Source organism: Bifidobacterium asteroides (assembly GCF_030758775.1).
Taxonomy (GTDB): Bacteria; Actinomycetota; Actinomycetes; order Actinomycetales; family Bifidobacteriaceae; genus Bombiscardovia; species Bombiscardovia kimbladii.
In genome coordinates this window covers 405,344-427,502 of the sequence record NZ_CP132384.1, presented here as the reverse complement: position 1 = coordinate 427,502, position 22,159 = coordinate 405,344, and the positions used below count along the sequence as shown (strand labels likewise).

At 58.5% G+C, this 22,159-nt stretch carries 17 protein-coding genes; 2 read left to right on the top strand and 15 right to left on the bottom strand.

Annotated elements, in window-relative coordinates; all coding sequences use genetic code 11:
- Positions 1-93: 93 nt before the first annotated feature.
- Both RAM15_RS01600 and RAM15_RS01595 read right to left on the bottom strand, forming a co-directional pair.
- The gene (locus RAM15_RS01600) at positions 94-1,494 is read right to left on the bottom strand and encodes an NCS2 family permease (protein ID WP_306221775.1); all 1,401 of its coding nucleotides are present in this window, start codon (positions 1,492-1,494) and stop codon (positions 94-96) included.
- A gap of 925 nt (positions 1,495-2,419) precedes the next feature.
- Positions 2,420-3,673 (bottom strand): hypothetical protein, encoded by a 1,254-nt coding sequence (locus RAM15_RS01595; protein ID WP_306221774.1) that lies wholly within the window; start codon positions 3,671-3,673, stop codon positions 2,420-2,422.
- Between the two features lie 712 nt (positions 3,674-4,385).
- Here RAM15_RS01595 and RAM15_RS01590 point away from each other — a divergent pair.
- The gene (locus RAM15_RS01590) at positions 4,386-4,601 is read left to right on the top strand and encodes a hypothetical protein (RefSeq protein WP_306221773.1); all 216 of its coding nucleotides are present in this window, start codon (positions 4,386-4,388) and stop codon (positions 4,599-4,601) included.
- 4 nt (positions 4,602-4,605) lie between these two features.
- On the opposite strand, the gene RAM15_RS01585 is transcribed toward RAM15_RS01590, so the two are convergent.
- The 5 genes from RAM15_RS01585 to RAM15_RS01565 form a co-directional block, all read right to left on the bottom strand.
- Positions 4,606-5,592 (bottom strand): AEC family transporter, encoded by a 987-nt coding sequence (locus RAM15_RS01585; RefSeq protein ID WP_306221772.1) that lies wholly within the window; start codon positions 5,590-5,592, stop codon positions 4,606-4,608.
- 68 nt (positions 5,593-5,660) lie between these two features.
- Entirely contained in the window at positions 5,661-6,440 is a 780-nt protein-coding gene (gene pstB / locus RAM15_RS01580; protein ID WP_045923987.1) for a phosphate ABC transporter ATP-binding protein PstB, read from the bottom strand.
- Between the two features lie 31 nt (positions 6,441-6,471).
- Positions 6,472-7,452, bottom strand: a complete 981-nt coding sequence (pstA, locus tag RAM15_RS01575) for a phosphate ABC transporter permease PstA (RefSeq protein WP_306221771.1) — start codon at positions 7,450-7,452, stop codon at positions 6,472-6,474.
- The gene (gene pstC, locus RAM15_RS01570) at positions 7,449-8,402 is read right to left on the bottom strand and encodes a phosphate ABC transporter permease subunit PstC (protein ID WP_198201011.1); all 954 of its coding nucleotides are present in this window, start codon (positions 8,400-8,402) and stop codon (positions 7,449-7,451) included. The genes pstA and pstC overlap by 4 nt, the downstream gene beginning before the upstream one ends.
- A complete protein-coding gene (locus RAM15_RS01565) occupies positions 8,399-9,547 on the bottom strand; it encodes a phosphate ABC transporter substrate-binding protein PstS (RefSeq protein ID WP_306221770.1) in 1,149 nt (382 codons plus the stop codon). Before RAM15_RS01565 ends, pstC begins: the two co-directional genes overlap by 4 nt.
- Before the next feature lie 330 nt (positions 9,548-9,877).
- Between RAM15_RS01565 and RAM15_RS01560 the strand changes: the two genes are divergently transcribed.
- On the top strand, positions 9,878-11,449 hold the full coding sequence (locus RAM15_RS01560) for an MDR family MFS transporter (protein WP_306221769.1): 1,572 nt from the start codon (positions 9,878-9,880) through the stop codon (positions 11,447-11,449).
- On the opposite strand, the gene RAM15_RS01555 is transcribed toward RAM15_RS01560, so the two are convergent.
- The 8 genes from RAM15_RS01555 to RAM15_RS01520 form a co-directional block, all read right to left on the bottom strand.
- Positions 11,450-12,508, bottom strand: coding sequence for a LacI family DNA-binding transcriptional regulator (locus RAM15_RS01555; RefSeq protein ID WP_306221768.1), 1,059 nt, complete (start codon positions 12,506-12,508; stop codon positions 11,450-11,452).
- A 49-nt stretch (positions 12,509-12,557) separates the two neighbouring features.
- Positions 12,558-14,708, bottom strand: a complete 2,151-nt coding sequence (locus RAM15_RS01550; protein WP_372338665.1) for a beta-galactosidase — start codon at positions 14,706-14,708, stop codon at positions 12,558-12,560.
- 25 nt (positions 14,709-14,733) lie between these two features.
- Positions 14,734-15,702, bottom strand: a complete 969-nt coding sequence (locus RAM15_RS01545; protein ID WP_306221767.1) for a carbohydrate ABC transporter permease — start codon at positions 15,700-15,702, stop codon at positions 14,734-14,736.
- Positions 15,699-16,661 carry a carbohydrate ABC transporter permease gene (locus RAM15_RS01540; protein WP_156147894.1) on the bottom strand — a complete coding sequence of 321 codons (963 nt, stop codon included), beginning with the start codon at positions 16,659-16,661 and terminating at the stop codon, positions 15,699-15,701. The genes RAM15_RS01545 and RAM15_RS01540 overlap by 4 nt, the downstream gene beginning before the upstream one ends.
- Before the next feature lie 64 nt (positions 16,662-16,725).
- Positions 16,726-18,051, bottom strand: a complete 1,326-nt coding sequence (locus RAM15_RS01535) for an ABC transporter substrate-binding protein (RefSeq protein WP_306221766.1) — start codon at positions 18,049-18,051, stop codon at positions 16,726-16,728.
- 123 nt (positions 18,052-18,174) lie between these two features.
- Positions 18,175-20,169, bottom strand: a complete 1,995-nt coding sequence (locus RAM15_RS01530; protein WP_306221765.1) for a family 43 glycosylhydrolase — start codon at positions 20,167-20,169, stop codon at positions 18,175-18,177.
- 205 nt (positions 20,170-20,374) lie between these two features.
- Entirely contained in the window at positions 20,375-21,172 is a 798-nt protein-coding gene (locus RAM15_RS01525) for an HNH endonuclease family protein (RefSeq protein WP_306221764.1), read from the bottom strand.
- A 54-nt stretch (positions 21,173-21,226) separates the two neighbouring features.
- A complete protein-coding gene (locus RAM15_RS01520; RefSeq protein ID WP_306221763.1) occupies positions 21,227-22,075 on the bottom strand; it encodes an aldo/keto reductase in 849 nt (282 codons plus the stop codon).
- Positions 22,076-22,159 lie beyond the last annotated feature (84 nt).

Here is a 22,159-nt window from a genome sequence, read left to right as displayed (position 1 = left end):
GTCAACCTGACAACAGCATGACGACGAACCGCACTGCTGAACAATGGTTCTGAAGAATGCTGCTTATGGAGAGCTCGTAATTCTAAAACTGGCTCAGAGCACAGCCTGAAGCACAAAGTCCAGGATGAAGAGAGCCGAGACCGTCCAGATGATGGGGTGGACCTCCTTGCCCTTGCGCTTGCAGACCATGGTCAGGCAGTAGGTGATGAAGCCGGCGGCCACACCATAGGAGATGGAGTAGGCAAAGCCCATGAAGATGGCCGTGAAGAAGGCCGGAATGGCCTCAGACAGCTCGCCCCACTCAATCTCGGCGAAGGAGCTCATCATCATGCAGCCCACAATGACCAGGACGGGTGCGGTGGCCGCCGAAGGCACCGCGGAGATCAAGGGAGCGAAGACGGCGCTGAGCGCGAAGCAGGCAGCGATGACCACTGAGGTCAGTCCGGTCCGGCCACCAGCTGCGATGCCCGCTGCGGACTCCACGTAGGTGGTGGTGTTGGAGGTGCCGAAGAGAGCGCCGATGGAGGTTGCCGTAGCATCGGCGAACAGGGCCTTATCCATCTTGGAGCTGAAGCCTCGGCCGTTTTCCAGAGCCTGCTCGTCCTCGGCTGAGAAGATGCCTGAGCGCCGGCCGGTGCCCACAAAGGTGCCGATGGTGTCGAAGGTGTCCGACAGGGAGAAGGCGAAGATGGTCACCAGAACCACTGGCAGCTTGGCCGGGTCGGAGAAGAGCGCGGGGAATCCATCCTGGCTGAAAATGGCCAGGAAGGTCTGCGGCAACTGTGACCAGGCCTGACCCAGATCGACCGACTTGGCCATGCTGGTGACCCCCATGGGAATGCCCAGGAGCGTGACCACGATGATGGCGATGACAAAGGCGCCCTTGTTGATGAAGGCCAGGTGACCCTTGAACTTGAAGATCAGCAGGAAGACGGTCAGCAGCAAGCCGATGACGAAGAGGATGACCCCCGGGGTGTTGAAGGTGGTCAGTCCAGGGTTGGCGCCGGCCGCTGAGGTCTTGTCAGGGGTGAACTTGATGATGCCCACATTGAGCAGACCCACATAGGCGATGAAGACGCCGATGCCGCCGCCGATGGCGTGCTGAAGCAGGGGCGGAATGGCCTGGATGATCATCTTGCGCAGCTTGGTGGCGGTGACCAGGATGTTGATCAGGCCGCACAGGAAGACCATGCACATGGTCTGCTGCCAGGTGAAGCCCAGCCCCTTGACCACGGTGAAGGTGAAGAAGGCATCCAACCCGACTCCTGGCGCCACGCCGTAGGGCACATTGGCCACCAGCCCCATGATCAGGGTGCCGATGATGGCAGCGATCAGAGTGGCGAGAAAGACGGCCCCCCAAGGCATGCCCGCTGTAGAGAGCACCGAGGGATTCACCACGATGATGTAGGCCATAGCGAAGAAGGTGGTGATGCCTGCTACCACTTCTGTAGAGACTGTGGTATTATTATCCGAAAGCCGAAATAGCTTATGCATATTCGATTCCTTATTGTCTTATTTGGCGATGAGACAAGGAAAGAATATCACGAGCTCTCGGCTTTTTCTGTTACAAGTCCCCCACCCTATTGAGCTCTAGAGTTATACGCCAAGATTTGTGCCTGTTAGTCTGCGATTTCAGAGTATTTGACTGATATGTGGGACTCGGTCCAGTCACTGGCGGTGCCTAGGTGTTGTGCTAATGAAATCAGAAAGCTACTAGGGATGTCAAAAGCTTCCACGACAGAAGTGTTCTAGCTTTCATCTCTGTTTTCAATGGTGCGCAACCTTGTTTCCATGAAATACAGAGTTTGTGCGATGCCTGTCCAGACTGTTGCAGCTTGGCTCGTGAAATGATGCTGCTGATGAAGAACCGTGTTGCCGGGTACATGATTTGATCTAAATCGGCTTCGGATCCTTCCAACGAAACCAGGAAGTTCTAACTCGTATCCTGATCTGTGGTTCACAGACTCCTTTAATATATGACCACAAGTCATACCCAGTATGGCCCGGACTAATCGTGCAATATGCGAAAGGCCACCACCTAAGCAGAGTGCGCCTTATCGCCATGCTTCAAGGTATGACCCTACAATTCACAGCACTTTGCTCCAGTTGAATCCCGTGGTGTTGAAGTCTACGGATTCATTCACGTTCTGAACGGAATCTCGGTACCTATCAGCAGCTTGCATGATCTGAGACTGGAAATTAATAGGGGTTGCCGTGGATGAGGAAGCATGGGGGCTTCGTTGTGTTTGGTCTGGAAGACCGAAATCCTAGTGTTGGCTAAAAACCTGAGATAAGGGGTGATGACTTATGGAGCCTTCTGGGAAAGCGCCTGCAGCGTTCTTATAGTTCCATTAAGCCATGCAGGAAACATATGAGGCTATGAGGTTAGTCTGATTTGGGAATAGGAGTGTTAGGACTCTTAGTCGTGGCAGACATATCTCATTGTTACCTGCCCTGTGAAACAGCCGGGCACCTTCTGGCCGTCTTTGGTTTGGTAACCGATGACCCGTCCGCCTTGGCAGTCGACTTCGTATAGATTCCTCACAGCGAACCAAGCCTTTCTCTTTTGATACCGCTTCCTGTATGCCGGAGGATCGTATCCTTTCGGCCGCTTTACGTCGTTCCCATAGCCGTAGGCGACGATTTCACCTACGGCCGCTTTCTTGCCTCCAGCATCAACCAGGAGGATTTCCCTGAGGCGGGATCTGTTCTTTTCTAGCGGTGGTTTCCCGACGGTCATAAAGGTGCGTCCTCCATGACTCTGTGAGTTCTTCAGTTGGGCTTCAATGATCTCTTCCCCGCTGTAGGAACCACTGGAGGTCAGCTTGTAGGCCACGATTTCCTGACTAGAGGGGAGCGGATCGTTTTGCTGGTAGGACTGCAGCAGCTCCGGGTAATATTTGAGTTTGGCCACTGTCCGATAAGTGCGGCCTGTTTGGTCCATGACCCAGTCACTAATGTAGAGGTCGATGGCCGACAGGACTGCGAGCATCTTATCCAGGTACAGGTCCGTTTGAATACTTAGGACGTTCTCGCCATGGGAGACTCTGTTGCGCAGGCGACGAATCCTATCGATATCAAGCAGGAGTTTCACCCGTTGCTGATCATTGACCTTGCTATGGGTCATCTCCGGAAAGGCCTTATACAAAGCCTCTTTCCAGAGCTGCCGTGCAGCCGCCGCCCTCTTGAGGACTGTTGGGTCTTTGCTCTTGAAATCCGTAGGTCCAAGTAACCGTTGCCAACCTCCGAACATCAAATGCGAGAATGCATCATGCCTGTTCGGGTATTGGCCATGCTTGTGGTGATTAGAATTCTTTTCCCATATCCGGTATACCCTGCGGCATGAGTACCACAGCTTCCCTATTTGGTCTGCGCCCAGTAGTTCCTCAATAAGAGGTGGCGCCTGGCTCAGAGGGGCAGTCTCATGACCTTCGAACCATTCGGGCTGCGGCGTTTTCCCAAGCCAGTCGTCATATCCATTAGCACGAGCCCAAAGTATCAGCTCCTTGTCCATCGCATTGCGCACACTCATCTCGACAAAGGAGATCTGCGTGACTGCCACTCCGGAGAATAAGGTATTCCAACGGTATAAGTCAGCGGCTTCCACTCCCGGGTGTTTCCGGGCCTCTTTCTTATAGGGTTCCAAGCGCTTCTCTGATATCGCCAGATCCATAATCGAGTGAGTTGCAGTCTGCATAAGGCCATGATATTATATAAGAGCAATAAGTTCTTCGCCCTCACATCGCGAGATGTGGGGGCGTCGTATTTTTTGGGTCATATGCCAAAATATTCGCAGGTTAGTCGGTGCTGCTGAGGTATCTGACGGGGGTGTGCAGTTCGTTCCAGTCGATAGCGGTGGCTTGGTGCAGATCTTGTTGGCTGTGTTGCCAAGCGAGGTCGTTCAACCGTTCGAAATTCTGGTCACTGCAAATGTGGGTGGCCGGCCGGGCATCTCTCTGGGGGTCGGCGGCGTGTTGATGACCCCGCTGGCAGATGGCTCTGATTTCGTGTTCCGGGCCCAGCCCATTGTGGTTCCTAGGCAAGGCGCGCAGTTGTTAGTTCATGATTCGAGCAGATTTTTAGTCGTGGGAATCGGGGCCTCGCACCGCTAGCACCGCCACTGGGTGCGACCTGTGCTGGTAGCCCAGGCCAGGCAATTCGGTGTCTTCATGCTTTCTAAGGAGAACAGGCATCTACTGGACGCTTCTAGCCCTACCCCGATAAGGGCTTAGAGGATGAAAAACGCACGCATTTTGGCGTATAGCCCGGGTTCCAATACCGCCGCAGAGCTGTCCGCCCACCTATAATCGGCATACCGGCAGGGCCCTGAAGCCTTCCTTACCTGGGGATGCGTTGAAGGGCACGGCGCTTTCTAGGAGGGGCATATGGCCAGGAACAATCATTGGGATCCGGACGATCAGAAGCAGTATCAGCACGTGCATGACAGCGAAGTCGATCGTGGACAGGATGAACGTGCTGCCGAGCGGATTGCAGCAGCCACGGTCAACAAGCAGCGCACCCGTGAGGGCCGCACCCTGCGCCAGGAGCAGGAGCGCCGCGGCCAGGGCACAGACGACAAGAAGGACAAGAAGAAGGACTGAATCCTTAGATGGCGCCCATCAGCAGATGCGCCAAAACCATAAGCACCGCGCCGATCACCGCAGTCAGGGCCAGGGTGAATCCGGCCAGACGGGCGTTGCCCAAGACCTTGTCGGTGAACATGGTGGCGAAAACCGCCGTCGGAGCCAGGCAGCACAGGGCCACCGCCTGACGAATCAAGGGTTCGAAGGGCAGCAAATACCATGCGGCCGTTGCGAACAGGATGCCGAAGGGCAGTCGCCAGGCCAGGATCTGCAATACGGACTTGACATCATCCCGTCCACCAGGCAAGTCCATGAGCATGCCCACCATAAGCATAGAGCAGAAGGCGTTGGCCGTCGATAATGGGCGGGTGATCTGGGCCGACCAGTCTGGCAGGGAGATTCCGGCGAGCGTAAAGCCCACCATAACCATGTAAGTGTCGAAGGAGGGCGAGCTCAAGAAGCCTTTGAATATGGAGATGGCCGCGGCCTTGCGATGGAGTTTGCGAGCATCCGGATCATCCAGCTTGACCGGCTCCCCCGCATCGGGATCCAGGGACTGGCCGGGTCGAATATGCAGAAGCCCTTGGGTCATGACGTTGGTCCCCGCAGATACCATGACCGAGTTGCCGATGTCGAACATGGCGGCGGGCACCAGAGCCGCCGTGCCAAGCAGCGACTGAAGCATGGGAAAGCAGAAGCACCCGATGTTGAAACCCGATCCGTTGAGCATAAGAAAAGCCCGCTGAGCCGTAGACCGATGCCTGCTGGTCAGGAAGATGGCCAAGGGCGGAATCAGCGCGGCCACGAAGGCGAAGGCCGAGACCAGAAGCAGGCTGGGATCGTGAGGGTTGGTAGCGAAGGAGTAGATGATGGCCCCGGGCAGGACCAGGTCGAACACCACGGTCTGCAGCACCCGGTAGTCCAGCGGGCGAAAGAGCCCAAAACGCTTGAACAGGTAGCCCACCAGGATGATGCCCAAGAGGGTGGCCGGTTCCAGCAGTACTCCCATGCCCTCGCTCCTTCCGTGGATGCCGGAACCATGATACCTGACGGGCGGAGGCGCAGACCGGTTCTGTCTCAGCCGAAGCGACCGGAGATGTAGCGCTCGGTGTCCGGCTCGTGCGGGTTGGAGAAGATGGTGGTGGTGTCGTCCATCTCCACCAGATGGCCGGGCTGACCCACGGCCTTGAGATTGAAGAAGGCTGTATAGTCCGAGACCCTGGCGGCCTGCTGCATGTTATGGGTGACGATGACAATGGTGTAGTCCCGCTTGAGCTCGTTGATCAGATCCTCCACAGCCAGGGTGGAGATGGGGTCCAGGGCCGAGCAGGGTTCGTCCATGAGCAGGACCTGGGGGTGCACGGCCACGGCACGGGCGATGCAGAGCCGTTGCTGCTGACCGCCCGAGAGCCCGATGCCCGGCTTGTCCAGACGATCCTTGACCTCATTCCAAAGGTTGGCCCCGCGCAGGGCCCACTCCACCAGGTCGTCGGCGTCCGACTTGGCGATGTGCTTCTTGTTGAGCCGGATACCAGCCAGGACGTTCTCCCGGATGGACATGGTCGGGAAGGGGTTGGCCCTCTGGAAGACCATGCCCACATCCCGCCGCACCTCGACCGGGTCCACATCCGGTCCATAGAGGTCGCGACCCTCCAGCAGCACCTGCCCGCTTACATGCGCCCCCGGAGTGATCTCGTGCATGCGGTCCAGGGTGCGCAGAACCGTGGACTTGCCGCAGCCGGAGGGACCGATGAAGGCGGTGACCTTGTTGGCCTGGATGCGCATGTTCACGTCCTCAACGGCCAGGAAGTCGCCGTAGTAGACGTTGAGATGGCTGATGTCTATGCGTTGGCCCATATTCCGGCCTCCGTTTCTCTCATGGCGGCGCTCAACGGGTCCGCCCAACAGCAAAGATGCGCGAGACCAGCCGCCCCAGCAGGTTGAGCAGCAGGACGATAAGGATCAGCACCAGGGCCGCAGCCCAAGCCCGCTGCATGTGGATGTCGGTCAGGCATCCCGGGTCGGCACCTGGCCCGCAGACGGCCAGCCCCTGGGAATACTCGTTGTATACGAAGACCGGCAGGGTGGTCATCCTCCCGGAGAAGAGGTTGGGGTTGGTGGTGGCGATGAAGCCCGAAGCTATCAGCAAGGGCGCCGTCTCACCGATGACCCGTGCCACAGCCAGGATGGTGCCCGAGACGATGCCGGGCAGGGCCGTGCGCAGAACAATGCTGGTGATGGTACGCTGCTTGGTCACCCCCAGGGCATAAGCGGCCTCGCGCAGGTCGTTGGGCACCACAGCCAGCATATCCTCAGAGGTCTTGACCACCGTGGGCAGCATAAGCAGCGAGAGGGCCACCGAGCCGGCAAGTCCGTTGACGGTACCTGGTCCGACCACCATGGCGAACATGGAGAAGGCAAAGAGGCCGGCCACTATGGAGGGGATTCCGCTCATCACGTCCACCATGAGACTGATGGCCTTGGCCAGGCGACCTCCGTGGGCGTACTCGACCAGGTAGACCGCGCACATGACGCCCACTGGAATGGATATGACCATGGAGCCAAAGGTGATCTCCAGGGTCCCGATTACCGCGTGCAGGATGCCGCCATAGCCTCCGGTCGGCGTGGGGTTGCCCCCTACCACACCGCTCATGTTATGGGTAAGAAAGTCCGGTGTCAGCCGTCGCATCCCCTTGGACAGGCTGACCCAGAGCACCGAAACCAGCGGAATCAGGGCCACCAGGAAGGAGAGCCCGATCAGGACGGTCATCAGCCGATCCTTGCGCTTGCGCGCCCGGATGGAGGACCTGGTTGGCCTGAAGCGGTCAAAATCGATAACTGGACCGCGATCAGTTCGGCTTGCCATCATGCACCCGCCTTTGCTGTGATCCTGCGCGCCAGATAGTTGACGATGAAGGTGATGATGAAGAGGACCAGACCGGTGGCCACCAGGAGGGCCACGCCCTGGGAGTCCGCCTCCGGGAACTGGGCGGCTATGTTGGCGGCGATGGTCTGGCTTTTCGAAGCCTGCAGCAGCCGAAGGGAGTAGCTGAGGCCCGGCGAGAGGATCATCAGCACCGCCATGGTCTCGCCCAGGGCGCGGCCCAGCCCCAGCATAGAAGCAGAAATGATCCCCGAGCGACCGAAGGGCAGGACCGCGAGCCGGATCATCTCCCACTTGGTGGCGCCCAGAGCCAAGGCGGCCTCCTGCTGGAGTCGAGGGGCCTGGATCAGGATGTCGCGGGTGACCGAGGTGATGATGGGCAGAATCATGACCGCCAACACCAGGGCTACGGTGGCCACGGACCTGGCCGGAGCTGCAACGGGTCCGGAAAACAGCGGAATCCATCCCAAATGAACGGACAGCCAGCGCCAGAAGCCGGTGATGTTGGGAACCAGGACCAGAGCCCCCCAGAGCCCGTAGATCACCGAAGGCACGGCGGCCAGCAGGTCGATTACCGTGCTAAGCAACGTGGACAGGCGGGCGGGAGCGTAGTAGCCGATGAAGAGGGCGATGCCCAGGGAGACAGGAAAGGCCAAGAGCAGGGCCAGGCCGGCAATCAGAATGGTGCCAAAAACCAGGGGGCCCACATAGCCCAGGAAACTGCTCGCCCGCCCCCCGCTCAGGGAGAGGATGGCCTGGGTGCGGGAATCCGGGTCCCCGGTGAAGGCCGGAAAGGCCCGCAGAATCAGAAAGAGGGTGACCGCAGCCAGGGCCAGCAGGATCAGAATTCCCGCCCCTGTGGCGCAGGCCTTGAAGATCCGGTCCACCCGTCTGGCCTGGTGCAGGGTTGCGGTCTCGTCCGGTTTCTCGCTCATGCCTTCCCTCCGATGGTCTCCACCGAGGCCATGGCCTGACTGCGCAGCCCCTGCCCCAGCTCGGCGCTGCCCGCATTGGCCGCTGCCATGCGCTGACCCTGCTCGCTCAGCAGATAGGTCAGCCAAGCCTTGGCGAACCGAGCCTTGGATCCGTCCGGATCATGTCGGTAGGCGGTGCAAACCACATCGTAAGAGACCAGGACGATGGGATAGGTATGCTCCCGGCTGGTGCGATGGTCCACAGCCAGGACCACCCGTCCGGGCTGGCTGGCCTGGGGATCCCGCTGGGCCAGATCAAGCAAGTTGGCTGTGGTCTTTGCTGTAGGCGGCTGCCAGGTCTTCCCCACCTGGACGGCCACAGTGCCCAGCCCGGTGGTCTGGGCTGCGTCCGCATAGCCGAAGGTGCCCTCTGCCTGGTTCATGGTCATGACCACTCCGGCAGTGCCCTTGGCGCCCTGCCCCAGGTCGTTGGGCCAATTCTCGCCCGCTGGATAAGGCCAGGCAGACCCGGCTGTGTCGTGCAGATAGGACAGGAAGCTTTTCGTAGTGCCGGACTTGTCCGAACGATGGATCACGGTGATGTCCAAGTCAGGCAGATTGGCTCGCGGATTGAGGGCTGCGATGCGTGGATCCCGCCAGTTGGTGACCTTTCCGGAGAAGATCATGGCGATCAGAGCCGGGTCCATCCGCAGATGGCCGCCTGAGCCCTTGGGCCACAGGTCAGGAAGATTGTAGGCCACGGCGATCGGAGTGGCGTAAACGGGCAGGTCAATGGCCGTGCCGGAACCGCAGACCTGACGCGAGCGCTCAAGCTGCTCTGTTGTCAGCGGTGCATCGGAACCGGCCCAGATGGTCGAGCCTGACAGGAAAGCCGTGACTCCAGCACCTGAACCTGCCGGATCATAGGAGATGCGCGCCCCAGGATGCTGCTTGCGGAAACCGGCTATCCAGGCCTCGTCGGCGCTCTGCTGTGAGGATGCGCCAGATCCGGCGAATTCGCCCTGGAAGAGTGCTTGATCTGCAGTATTGCCTGTTCCGCTGCTTGCGGCAGGGACATTGTCACCGCAGGCCGCCAGGGGAATCATCATTGCCAGGGACATGAGGAGGGCCGGGAATCTACCACGACCACGACCATGTACGTGCATGCTACCTACCTTGACCGCCGTTGCATTTCAAACGTCCGTCCTCATCAGTCCGTGTTGGATCCTCACGTATTCACATTACCGAAGCTCGCCTCACACAGCATACTGGAAACGCTGACTGCCGGACAAGGTCGCCACATCCGCGTCAGCCATGTGGAAAAACCCCATCACAATCCACAACTGGGTATATTATAAGGTCATTGTCAGACGCTTAGCTCTCTTGTTCTTTTCTTAGTGTCACCGGTATCGGTATGCCCTGATTTGCTTTCTAGGACGGCACCGCAGGGAGCGGTATGCGCAGTGAAAACCGAACCCAAAGGAAGTGGTGGTTGCATGAGGAAGCAGGAGCTCGCCAAGCGAGGGCGGACCCTCAGCAAGGATGGAGCCTTCGTCAACGGAAAGCTCACCCATGAGGCCTTCCTGTCGCTGGCCATCCTCACCGTCATCACCTTCCTGGGCAACTTCACCCAGCTGCAGCTGGCCTCCGCCCTGCCCACCATTGTGGACGAGTTCCATATCACCCTGACCACCGGCCAGTGGCTGACCTCGGTATTCCAGCTGGTCATGGGCGTCATGGTGCCGTTGACCGGTTTTCTGACCAAACGCTTCTCCACCAGGCAGATCGTCATCACCTCCATGGCCGTCTTCACCCTGGGATCCCTGTTGAGCTGGCAGTCGCAGACCTTCGCTCTGGTCCTGCTGGGCCGCATCCTGGAGGCTGTAGGCACGGGAACCATGTGGCCCGTCCTGCAGATCACCGTCTTCTCCATCTATCCGTTGGCCAAGCGCGGCATGGCCATGGGCACTGTAGGCCTGGCAATGAGCGTGGCCCCGGCCATCGGCCCTACCCTGGGCGGATGGCAGACCGATGCCAACGGCTGGCGCTCCATCTTCCTGACACTGAGCATCTGCGGGGCCGTGGCGCTGCTCCTGTCCATCTTCGGCCTGCGCAACTTCGGCCAGCGCGACACCAGCGTCAAGGCGGACTTCTTCTCGGTGGCCCTGTCCATCTTCGGATTCGGCGGCCTCATGTTCGGCTTCACCAACATCGAGAACTTCCCCATCACCTCCTTCATGACCTGGCCCTTCATGCTGGTCGGCCTGATCGGGATCGTCTGGTTCGTTCTGCGCCAGCTCCATCACGACAAGCCCCTGCTGGACCTGCATGTGCTGCGGATCAAGAACTTCACTGTGGGCACCATCATCGCCTCCATGTCCTTCTTCGCCTTCAGCTCGGTCACCGTCATCCTGCCCATGTACATCCAGACTGACCGCGGCTTCTCGGCCACCATGAGCGGTCTGGTCATGCTGCCTGGAGCTATCGGCACCGCCATCGCCCAGTTCTTCGGCGGCCGGTTGCTGGACCGCTGGGGCGCACGTCCCGTGGCCATGACGGGCTGCTCGGTCCTGCTGCTGGGCACCATCGCCATGAGCCTGATCGGCGCCGATACCTGGATCGGCCTGGTCTCCATCTGCCAGTTCATCCGCCAGATCGGCATGGGCTTCACCCTGATGCCCTTGACCACCTGGTCCCTGAACAACCTGGCTCCCAAGGACGTTTCAGCTGGTTCGGCCGTCACCAACACGGCCCGGCAGATCGCCGGCGCTGTCGGCGCACCCATCCTGGTCATCCTCATGGAGACCATCACCACCCTGCGCCACAACGCCATGGGCGGTGGTCACTCCACCCAGATCGCAGCCAACATCTTCGGCGTGCAGTGGGCCCTGCGCATCTCGGCACTGATCTGCCTGGGCATGGTTCTGCTGGTCTACTTCGGCGTTCGTGGAAACGGCGCCGGCTCCGGCCGTCAGATGACCCGCATGCTCCTGCGCCACATGCACATCATCCACACTGACGCTCCTGCCATCACCGCCTCCACCGCCGACTCCAAGGCCCAGGACTGATCACCGGGTGGTTTTGCGGGCTATGACTTGTGATCCGACGACAAGATCCTGGGGTGCCGTAGCTCTGCCTCCGATACGTCCCAGGACGCGGTCGACGCAGGTTCGTGAGATCCACCCCAAACAGGAATCCATGGTAGTAAGCGGAGTCTGCAGATAAGCTGACTCCTCGATGTTGTCAAACCCGATGATCTGGACCTGGTCAGGTACGGCTCTGCCGTAAGCAGTCAGTGCTGACAATGCACCGATAGCCAGCTGATCATTGAGAGCGACCACCCCATCGAAGGGCACGCCCGCCTCTAATATCCGTTGCATGGTCAGGTACCCGCTGCCCAAGGTCCAGTCATAACCGGTTACACCCAGAAGCCGGTCATCCAGTTGCAGTCCTCTTGCGTGAACCGCCTTAAGCACGCCTTTCATCCTTAACTCGGCATTGCCTTCGATTGCAGCCTCCAATTGATTCTGGTCAAGCGGCGCATGCAGACCGATGACCGCCAGTGAACGCACCGACCGATCAAATAGATACTCTGCGGCCATCCGAGCTGCCTCGGCATCATCGACCATGACATGATCCGCCACCCCATGGGTAGTCCGCGCGCCTACGCAAACCAGGGGGTAGCGCACATCCAGATCCTCCACGGCGAACCGCTCAAGCTCCGACATGGACAGGATTATGCCGTCGCTGATAGTGCTGTTAAAGGAGGCCAGAATCTCATGCGCTCCCTTGGCAGACCCCTCGGCATATGTGCTGACATAGACTGCATAGTCCCGCAGGCGGGCGCTGTCGATGACCCTATTAGCCAATTCGGACAGGTAGGGAGGTGTCAACGAAGGCACAGCCAGCGTAATGATACCGGTTTTGTTCCGGTGCAAATTACGGGCCGCGGCATTGACCTTGTATCCCGATTCGTCGATCACCTGCTGCACACGCGCACGGGTCGCCTTGGACATACGGCCATTGCCGTTGATCACATTGGATGCGGTCTTCAGCGAAACACCCGCCTTGCTGGCCACCTCGCGTAGGGTGATCCGCTTACCTGGACGTCCTTCATCCGTAGCCATAGGCACCCCCTAGAATGCAACAACCTCCAAGGCACTATGGCGATCAGATCTACTGACGGGTGACCACCACACCATGCACTCCTATAGTGTACCGATTACCGGATAAACCACCCCCACTGCACCGGGCTGCTCGTTGAACCACTAAAACCTTGCCCATGGTGGACACATCTCTGACAACTGTCGCCCCCCGATTGAAATAGAAATGATACCGACCCTGTGGCCCGGATCTGATCAGGTGCACCAACCTCGGGTCGCCGTCACGTCCGTTATGCAGCCCTGCCCCTGTTGGGCCAGTGAGGAAATCAGGAGGAACAATCCGATTGATCACCGAGACCAGCGATTCCTTGGTGAAGCCCGTCCCCAGATAGAGAACGCTGCCCTGACCGTAACCATGGACGGTCACCGCAGGCTTCCCAGCCATGTCGAGGTCATAGGAACGACGTCCTTGGTAACGAGCCAGCACCCTTACCGAATCCTCTATGCTCAAGGGCTCGTTGACCCATGTATTGCCCTCAATGCCCTCTGATACCAGGATGGATCCACCGCCTTGGTCACTCGTGCCCAAGGCGATCATCTCCTGGGAAGCGATACCTGTCAAATCACGCAAAACCGCAGGATATCCGCCCAAGCCAACATGCATATGGTCGTCCATAATGCCACTGGCGAAGTCCACCACCAGCCGGCCACCCCTGCTCACATAATCGCGCAGACGGCCGGCTTGCTCCTGATCCAGCAGAATCAGGGCCGGCAACACCACCACGTCATAGCGCTCCCATTGCCCTCTCAGTGGCATTACGTCCGCCCTGTATCCGGCATCAAGCAGAGCCTGATACCAGGTATAAACCTGCTGCCAATGATCTACAGAACAATCGGGCAGAGTCGAATCAGCCATAGACCACTGGCAGTCGGCATCAAAAAGCAGGGCAATGGGCGAGGGTTCCAATTGAGTCCCGGCCAGTCCGCTCCGGGAAAGTCCGCGCAAAATGCCTCCCAAATCGGCAACCTGTGCATAAATCGCCGAATCCGGCCCTGCGTGGGGAATCATGGCCGAGTGGAAGGCCTCCGCACCGAAGGCGGACTGCCGCCATTGGAAGAAGTTGATCGCATCCGCCCCCATAGCTACGTGGGCCAGAGCGTCCCGAATCAGTTCGCCTTGACGCTTGGAGGCGTTGAAATTGCGCCAGTTGACGGCTGATGTGGAATGCTCCATCAGGCACCAAGGATGACCTTGGGCATAGGCATCCACCAGTGAATCCGAGCAGAGCAGCTCATCCAGGTGTCCGGGTCCATGGGCGAAATAGTGGTCGTTTGCCACGAAATCGACCTGGCGGGACCAACGCTCATAATCAAGGACGCATTGGTCTGTCGAGACCATGAAGTTGGTAGTCAGCGGTTTATCAGGGGTGAGCTCCTGCAGCTGATCACGTTCTGCACAGAAAAAATCCATCAGCGCATCTGAGCAGAATCTACGGAAATCCAGACGCAGCGCCGGATTGATGAAGGCATCACGCACGCCAGCATGTTCAGGCAGGGGAACCTGATCGAAGTTCTGCAGACGCTGGGACCAGAAATCGTTGCCCCAGGCCCGGTTCAGCTCCTCGATGCTGCCATAGCGCCGGCGACACCAGCCTTGGAAGGCCTTCAAAGCATCCTGCGAGTAGTCAGCAGCGTTGTTCCATCCATATTCATTGCCTACATGCCAGGCAACCACAGTCGGATTGTCGCGGAAGTGCTCTCCCATGACCCTGCAAAGGCGAAGGGCATAGCGTCGAAAAACAGGTGAGGTGGGCCTCCAGGATTGTCGAGCCCCCGGATGGACCAGGGTTCCATCTGCCTCCACGGGCAACACCTCAGGATGTGCCTGGTAAAGCCAGTATGGGGCCGTAGCCGTAGCCGAAGCCATGTCTACAGCGATACCGGCTTCTCCTAGCAAGGTCACCACCCGATCCAGCCATCCGAAATCCCAGACTCCGTCACTGGGCTCCAGACGTGCCCACGAGAAAATGCCCAGTGTCACCATGGTGACTCCGGCCCGTTTCATCAGCGCAACATCTTCGGTCCATACCTGCTCTGGCCATTGGTCCGGGTTGTAATCCCCGCCGAACCAGATTCCTCCCGAATGACCGTTGGGCTCCTTCGGCCATCGGTAAGGTCTATATGGTTGGGGCTGCCGACGGTCATGATGGTCCGTTTTGCTCATGCCTAATCCCGTCTGCGTGTTTCTGCTATTCCTTGACAGCACCAGCAGCCAAGCCGGATTGCCAGTATTTCTGCAGCAGCAGGAAGGCGACGATGATGGGAATGATGGTGACCAGGCTGCCCGTCACCACCAGGTTCTGAATGGCATGGGCACCAGCTGTCGATGCCTGATCCTTCCAATTGTTGAGCCCGATTGTCAGCGGATACCAATTGGAATCCTTGAGCATGATCAAGGGCAGGAAGTAATTGTTCCAAGTGGCCACAATAGTGAAAAGCGCCGTGGTTACGATGCCGGGGGCCAGCAGAGGCAGGCTGACCTGCCAGAAAGTACGGAACTCCCCAGCCCCGTCGACTCGGGCTGCCTCCAGCAGCTCAGTAGGCACTGCCTGGTCGGAAAAGATCCACATCAGGTACAGGCCGAAGGGCGAGATCAGACTGGGGATGATCATGGCCCAAGGCGTATCGGTCAGTCCGATCTTGGCGAAGAGCAGGAACTGAGGCACAGCCAGAGCGATGCCCGGCACGCTGATGGCTCCGATGACCACTGCGAAGACCAGGCGACGGCCAGGAAAGCGGAACTTGGCCAGGGCATATCCACCCAGTACTGCCAGTAAGGTGGCGCCACCGGCTCCCACAACCACGTAAAGCAGGGTGTTGAGCAGCCAGCGCCCGAAGATCCCGCCCTCATAGGTGAACACTTCGCGCAGGTTGTCCCAGAGGGCGAACTTGTGCCCAAAGGCCAAGCCGAAGGTGCCAATGAAGTCCGACTGGGTCTTTGTGGCATTGATGACCAGCCAGATCAGGGGAAACAGGCAATAGAGCGCGAAGATTCCCGCAACCAGGGTCAACAGCCAGCTGCGCCGCGGATTGTCCGGATTGGAGAATCCCGTTCGAGCTGCCCTTCGACGTTCCGCGCGCTCATCACGTGCGACGCGTCGAGCACGAATACGCTCAGCCTTGGCCCCGTCGGTAGTCCTCGAATCAACCGTGCTCATTGCATCTGCTCCTTCATTCCCCTGAGCTGGACGGCGTAGGCAGCGACCATGGTAATGATGGCCATGACGATGGCCAAGGCCGCCGCGTAATTGCTCTGACCGCCCATGAAGCTCAGGTTGTAGGCATACATATTGGGGGTGTAATAGGTGGTAATCGCATTTCCTGGAACCATGGTCTGCAGGACCGAGGGCTCATTGAAGAGCTGGAAACTGCCGATGATGCTGAAGATGACCGTGATGACCAGGGAGCTCTTGAGTTCAGGAACCTTGATGCTGCGCACGATCTGCCACTCCGAGGCCCCGTCGATGGCCGCTGCCTCATAGAGCGAGTGCGGCACAGTCGACAGCGAGGAATAGAAAATCAGCATATTGTAGCCCGTGAACTCCCAGGTATTGATGTTGCCGATGGCGGCCAGAAGCACGCTGGGCTGCAGAACATCGATATGCGTGCCCAGCCATTGATTCAAGGAACCCACCATTCCGTACTTGGTGCCGTAGATGAACCCCCACATCAGAGCCGCCACCACAGCAGGCACCGCATAGGGCAAGAAGGTGGTGATTCTGAAGAAGCGCGTACCGTGCAGCTTGAGCGAGTCCAAGGCCAGCGCCATCAATGCCGCCAGAAGGAGCATGATGGGCACCTGAACCACAGTGAAGAGCGCCACACGGCCAACTGATGACCAGAACTGCCCGTCCTTGATCAGCCTGGCGTAATTGGCCAGACCCACAAAGACGTTCCCTCCGATCATGCGCTTCTCATACAGACTCAGGTAGATGGCATAGAGCACCGGCAGGACGAAAACGAATACGAAGACCAGGACAAAGGGTCCCATGAACTTCCATCCACGCCAGTCGGGCCTGTGAGGCCGCTCCCCAGTGCGACTCTCGCTGGTTCCGCCAGGGCCTTGAGCCCGCGCGGGGGCCGGAACCCGCACAGTCGAACCTTCGACTTCACTCATGATGCCTCTCCTTCTTTCCTGTCGCTGCCCGGAGACGGCCATGGTCAGCCGCCTCCATAATCACTCACTTATTGACCTGATACCCCTGCTGGTTGCCGTGATCCACTAGCTTCTGCTGATAGTCCTCAAAAGCTTTCTCCAGTGTGGTCTGCTTCATGTAGGCCTTGCCGATGGAATCTCCATAGGTCGACTGGGCGAAGGGGTTGTAGGGCAGATACTGGAACTTGGAGACCTTGAGGTTGGCTGCCTCGGTCAGAACCTTGTTGACTTCCTGACCTCCGAAGTACTCGTTCTTCTTGCTGGTGAATTCAGTCGAGCTCAGGATGCGTTTCAGCGAGGGGAAGCTGCCCTGGTCGGCCATGACCTGAGCTCCCTTGCCGTGCGTCAGGTATTCTGCGAACTTCCAGGCGGCCGCCTTGTTCTTGGCTTTCTTGGGCACAACAAGAGCCGAACCGCCGTCCTCTGCGGACACGCTGTCTCCCTCTTTCCACTGAGGCAGAGGCGCGACCCTCCAGTTGCCCTTCTGGTCGGGTGCACCGGACTCCAAATTGGTGGGCATCCAGGCACCGATGGTCAGCGAGGCCACCGATCCATCGTTAAGCGCCCTGTTCCAGTCATCGGACCAGTTGGCGGTCTTGGTATCGAGCAGGTCTTCGTCGATCAGCTTTTGCTGAAAGTCGATATACCTCTTCATGCCGGCATCCTTGGTCATGTTGATGGTGATCTTGTCACCATCGACCTTCCATGGGTGGGCCCCAGCCTGCCAAGCCTGTGCGGTGAATGGCTGATAGGCGTTCTTGTCGCCGGCGTTGTTGGTGATGTAAGAACCCACAGCTCGGATCTTCTTGGCATCCTGATAGTACTCATCCCAGGTCTTTGGGGGCTCGGGAATACCAGCCTTGTCGAAGACCGCCTTGTTGTAGAAGAAAACCTCGGGACCGGCATCAATGGGCAGAGCGTAGGGCTTGCCGTCGTACTGGACCTTGTTCCAGGGCCCTGGGGTGAAGTCGTCAGCAAACTTGTCGGCCCCATAATCCGACAGGTTTTCCAGGTTGTCTTCAATCGCGAACTGCTGGACGGTAGGATCCTCCAGCATGGTGACATCGGGGATGCCCTTGCCTGCAGCGACTGCGTTGGACAAGGCCACTTGGGTGTCACCGGCAGTGCCCGTGTTGTTGTACTTGACAGTGATGCCGGGGTTGGCCTTTTCAAAAGCAGCAATGGTCTCCTTGATACCATTGCCCCAGCCCCAAAAGACTATGCGCCCAGAGGCCTTGCTGGTGTCCGCTGGCTTCGATGTTGATCCAGACCCGCTGCTTCCACAGGCAGCGAACGAGGCCAAGGCGACCACGGTGACGCCCATGGTCAGGATTTTCCTTGCAGAATTCATGATGAACCTTTCGATGTTTGTAAAAACCACGTCCTTGATAAGGTTTTGACGCCCTACTCCTTCCAATCGTTGGTACAACTGTGTACCAACGTGTTTCTCAGTATAATCCATAGCCTTGGATTGTCAATTCCGCTCAATGAGACGTCGCCGACAGTACACGGCTACGACCATGGACAGAATGCCCGCCAACAGGCAGCTCGCTACGAAAATTGGAGTGTGGCCGATAGCGATGCCCGTGGCAGCCAAAGTGGAGGATAGACCGCCGCTGCCAGCGACAGGACGGACAGGCAGGGATTTGTCTGGCTCTACAGAACCGGACGCGGACCCTCCAGGGCCTGCCGGCGTACCATTTCCGTCATGATCGGCCACATCATTGGTCTCATTTCCCTTTTCAGGCACACCTGTCAGGGACACGTCATCAACATGCAGGGTCTGGCCTGAACTGCCGGAGGCATCAATAGTGATCTTGGTCTGCCCGCCGGGCAGATCGACCAGCAAGGAGGCTTGCTTCCAGTCTGTGCCGGTAGAGGCAGCCAGGTTAATCTCCGAGGTCTTCCCGCCGGATTCAATCGCGATCCTGGCCTGATCCATGCCTTTGGGGTTCGCATAGGAGAGTTTCAAAAGGAAACGGCCGGCGTGCAGGGGAACATGCCCTGGTTCATCCAAATCCTGGACAATGGAGGCACTGCGGGATCGTCCGGGCGCGAATTGCAGATCATAGTCGCCCACTCGCCCATAGGCATCGGCTACGTTGTTCACGGCATCTGGATTGACCCGCCGCCATCCGGCGATATCGGCAATCACGTTACCGTCCTTATCCCGATACCCCTGTTCACCCACCGAAACCCTGTCCGCTTCGAAGGAACCATTGAGTACGTAGTCATTGGCATCGTCAACCGACCAAAGGCCGGTGTCGGCATCCAGCTTCCACCGACTCATGGAATTGAAGCGGGGCTTGCCGGAATCATCAAAACTGAGCGGATTCCACTGGTTGTATCCAAGCCCATTACCCGCAAAGTCAGCCCATCGATCGCCGCAGTGAATGACGGTCTCTGCTCGGCTGCCGTGCAAGGTGTAGTAAAAACCGGTCTGAGTGATGTGGCCGAAATCCGCTCGGCTGCCATCCATGATCACCGTCTGATTGACGGGCTGATAGGGACCAAACAGATGATCTGCTACCTGAAAATGAATTCGGGATGCATCCCACCCGAATAGATCGGAACCAGCCAGATAATACCGGCCAGCATACTTGAAAAGCGCATTGCCTTCACGCCCGAAGCCCTGGTAGAGCTTGGTAGGTTCAAGCAAATCCACCTTACCCCCCTTGGCCCCTATTCTGGCCGCCCAGACACTGCCACGGCCACGGCCATAGGAATAAATCAGATAACCTGTGCCGTCCTCATCCTGGAAGACACTCTGGTCACCGGTATTGCTGGTGCCCAGCCCGTAATCGCGCATGTCAATACGCCTCTGGGCTTTGAACGGTCCAGCAGGCGAATCGGCTGTAGCGATCATCACCTTTTTGTCGAAATTGCGACCCGTTGCATCCGTTGGCATTTCATGCTGGATAAGCATGGCATAAGTGTGCAACTCGGGGACATAAGCAACTCCCATTCTGCATACCCAACCCGCACGACGGCCACCAAAGTCACTGGAGAATGCATCAGCCTGCGCCCTATTCAACGCCACGCCTTGATATCTCCAATCGGTCAGATTCGCGGATTTGTAGACATCCACAGAGATGAAATCATTGCCAGTGAGCGCATGGGTTGGGTCCTGGCGATAAGTTTCAGCCTGGGAAAAGTGAACACCATACCAAAAATGAGAAACCTTCCCCGTAGCAGGATCCGGGAAATCGAAAATCCCTCCGCCCTGCATATACATTGGATTACCATCGACGTCATTCCAAAAACGGTCATTGACGATCAGCCCGCTTCCGCCTGCAGAATCGGACTTTTGCCCTGCTCCCTGAGCGGCAACCGCCTTTGGCGCTCCAAAGGACAAGCCCATAATCATCGCTAGGGCGACAAACAGAATGGTCAATCTGTGCTTTGCCAGCGTATGATCCCGAATACGGTTTCCGGTTCCGGGTATATCCGAGCCGATATTCTCATTCATAGTCAACCTCTCTGTTGCTGATTGTTGCGGTCATAGACCCTGATCAAATCGAAATCTATGCTGTTGATACAACTGTGTATCAAACTGCAACAATGCTATCACACCTTAAGAGGTCCAGTTCAGTGCAGAAAGTCAGGCTATCAAGCACCTACGCGAATAGACCCTTACATGGCAGTCAATTCCGTCTGTCAGCCAAGGCCAGCGATCAACGATCCTGCGGGAGGGGCTGGCCCGGGCAGGTGTGCAGAACGGCCAGCATGGCCTGTTTTTCCGAGCTGGTGACACTCAGGGAGTATTTGTCCTTGACTGCAATCTGACGGGCCACATAGGAGCACTGATAATCCTTGTTTTCGGGCAGCCAGTAGTCGGCCGAGGCACTCCCCTTGGCCTGGTTGGCCGGGCCGTCCACGGCGAGAAGATTGTAGGGGTCGTTGCCAAAACGGTAGCGGCGGGCCGTGTCCCACTTGCTGGCTCCTGACCGCCAGGCATTCTCCAGGGCGACCACGTGGTCGATCTGCACGGCCGAGCTGGTTTTCGGCCCTCTGACGAATTCGATGGTTCGCCCGGTATAGGGATCCTGCAGACGACCGCTGGCCACCTTGCACCCGCCGGGAGTAGTGGTACGCAGGTCAGTCAGGTCGCGGGTCAACACATCCTCGCGCACATTGCAGCCGTTGCCGTCCGCATCGGTCTCCTTGAAGCCGAAGGACTCACGCCGGTACTGGCGGGCAGGACGGGAATGATCGTCCACTGTCAGACTCTGCAGGATCTGGGCCGCATCGCCGGTTGCCGTATATCGGCCGGTCAACCGTCCGACTCCACCGTTGACCCTTGGCAATATCAGGCCGATGGTGATGCCTAGGACCACAGCCACTACCAGAAGAATCAGCACCCGTTCAGTGAGCGATTCGCGACGGAAGCGGGCCGGTGCGGGATTCCTCCGTGCCGAACCGTACCGGCTGCGTCCTCGATACCGATATCTTCTGCGTCTCGGACCGGTCATCTACCGCCGATACCTCCTATGTCGACTGCTTGCATGAATCATCCATCATAGCGGTCAAGCGTAGGCGTAGGTCATCGGGTCGTGTCCTGCACGCACCGGGGAGTCCATGGCATCGATGGCGGCATGCTCCTCAGGGGTCAGACTGAAGCCGAACAGGTCCAGGTTCTCCGCCTGCCTTTCCTGGTGGACAGACTTGGGGATGATGATGGTCCCGTTCTCGATGTGCCAGCGCAGCACCACCTGGGCCGGCGTGACCCCGTGGGCCTGGGCGATTTGCTCCAGCCTTCCGCCTCCGGCTGTCAGATCTGCGCCACGTGCCAATGGCGAGTATGCCTGGACGGCGATGCCATGCTCCTTGCAGAAGGCCGTTACCGTGCGCTGCTGCCAGCTGGGGTGCAGCTCGATCTGATCCACGGCAGGGTACTCCCCCGTCTCCCTGTGCAGCCGTTCCAGATGCTCTGGCAGGAAGTTGCAGACCCCCAGGGTCCGCACCCGCCCCTCATCGCGCAGCCGATGGAATGCACGCCAAACCTGGTCGGCCCGCCAATCGAACGGCGTGGGCCAATGGATCATATACATGTCGACATAGTCGGTGCCCAGCAGAGCCAGCTGGCGGTCGAAAGCCCGCAGAGCGCTGTCATAACCTTGTTCGGAATCACGCAGCTTGGTAGTCAGCCACAGGTTGGCACGCTCAGGTCCGCTCTGGCAACCGAAGGCTTTGAGGCCACGGCCCACGCCTCCTTCATTGCGGTAGCCCGCTGCCGTATCGATGTGGCGATAACCCAGTTCCAAGGCGGATTGCACTACTCCAGCGGTTTGATCATCGTCGATCCTGAGCACGCCCAGACCCACCTGCGGAATGCGATTGCCGTCAGACAATTGGATGTCAGGAACTGCTGTCATGGTCCACACCTTCCCAGGATGCCGCCCAGCAGTCTGCCGGGCCATGCTCGCTCCATTCTAGAGCCAGGCAAAAGCCCGGCTGAA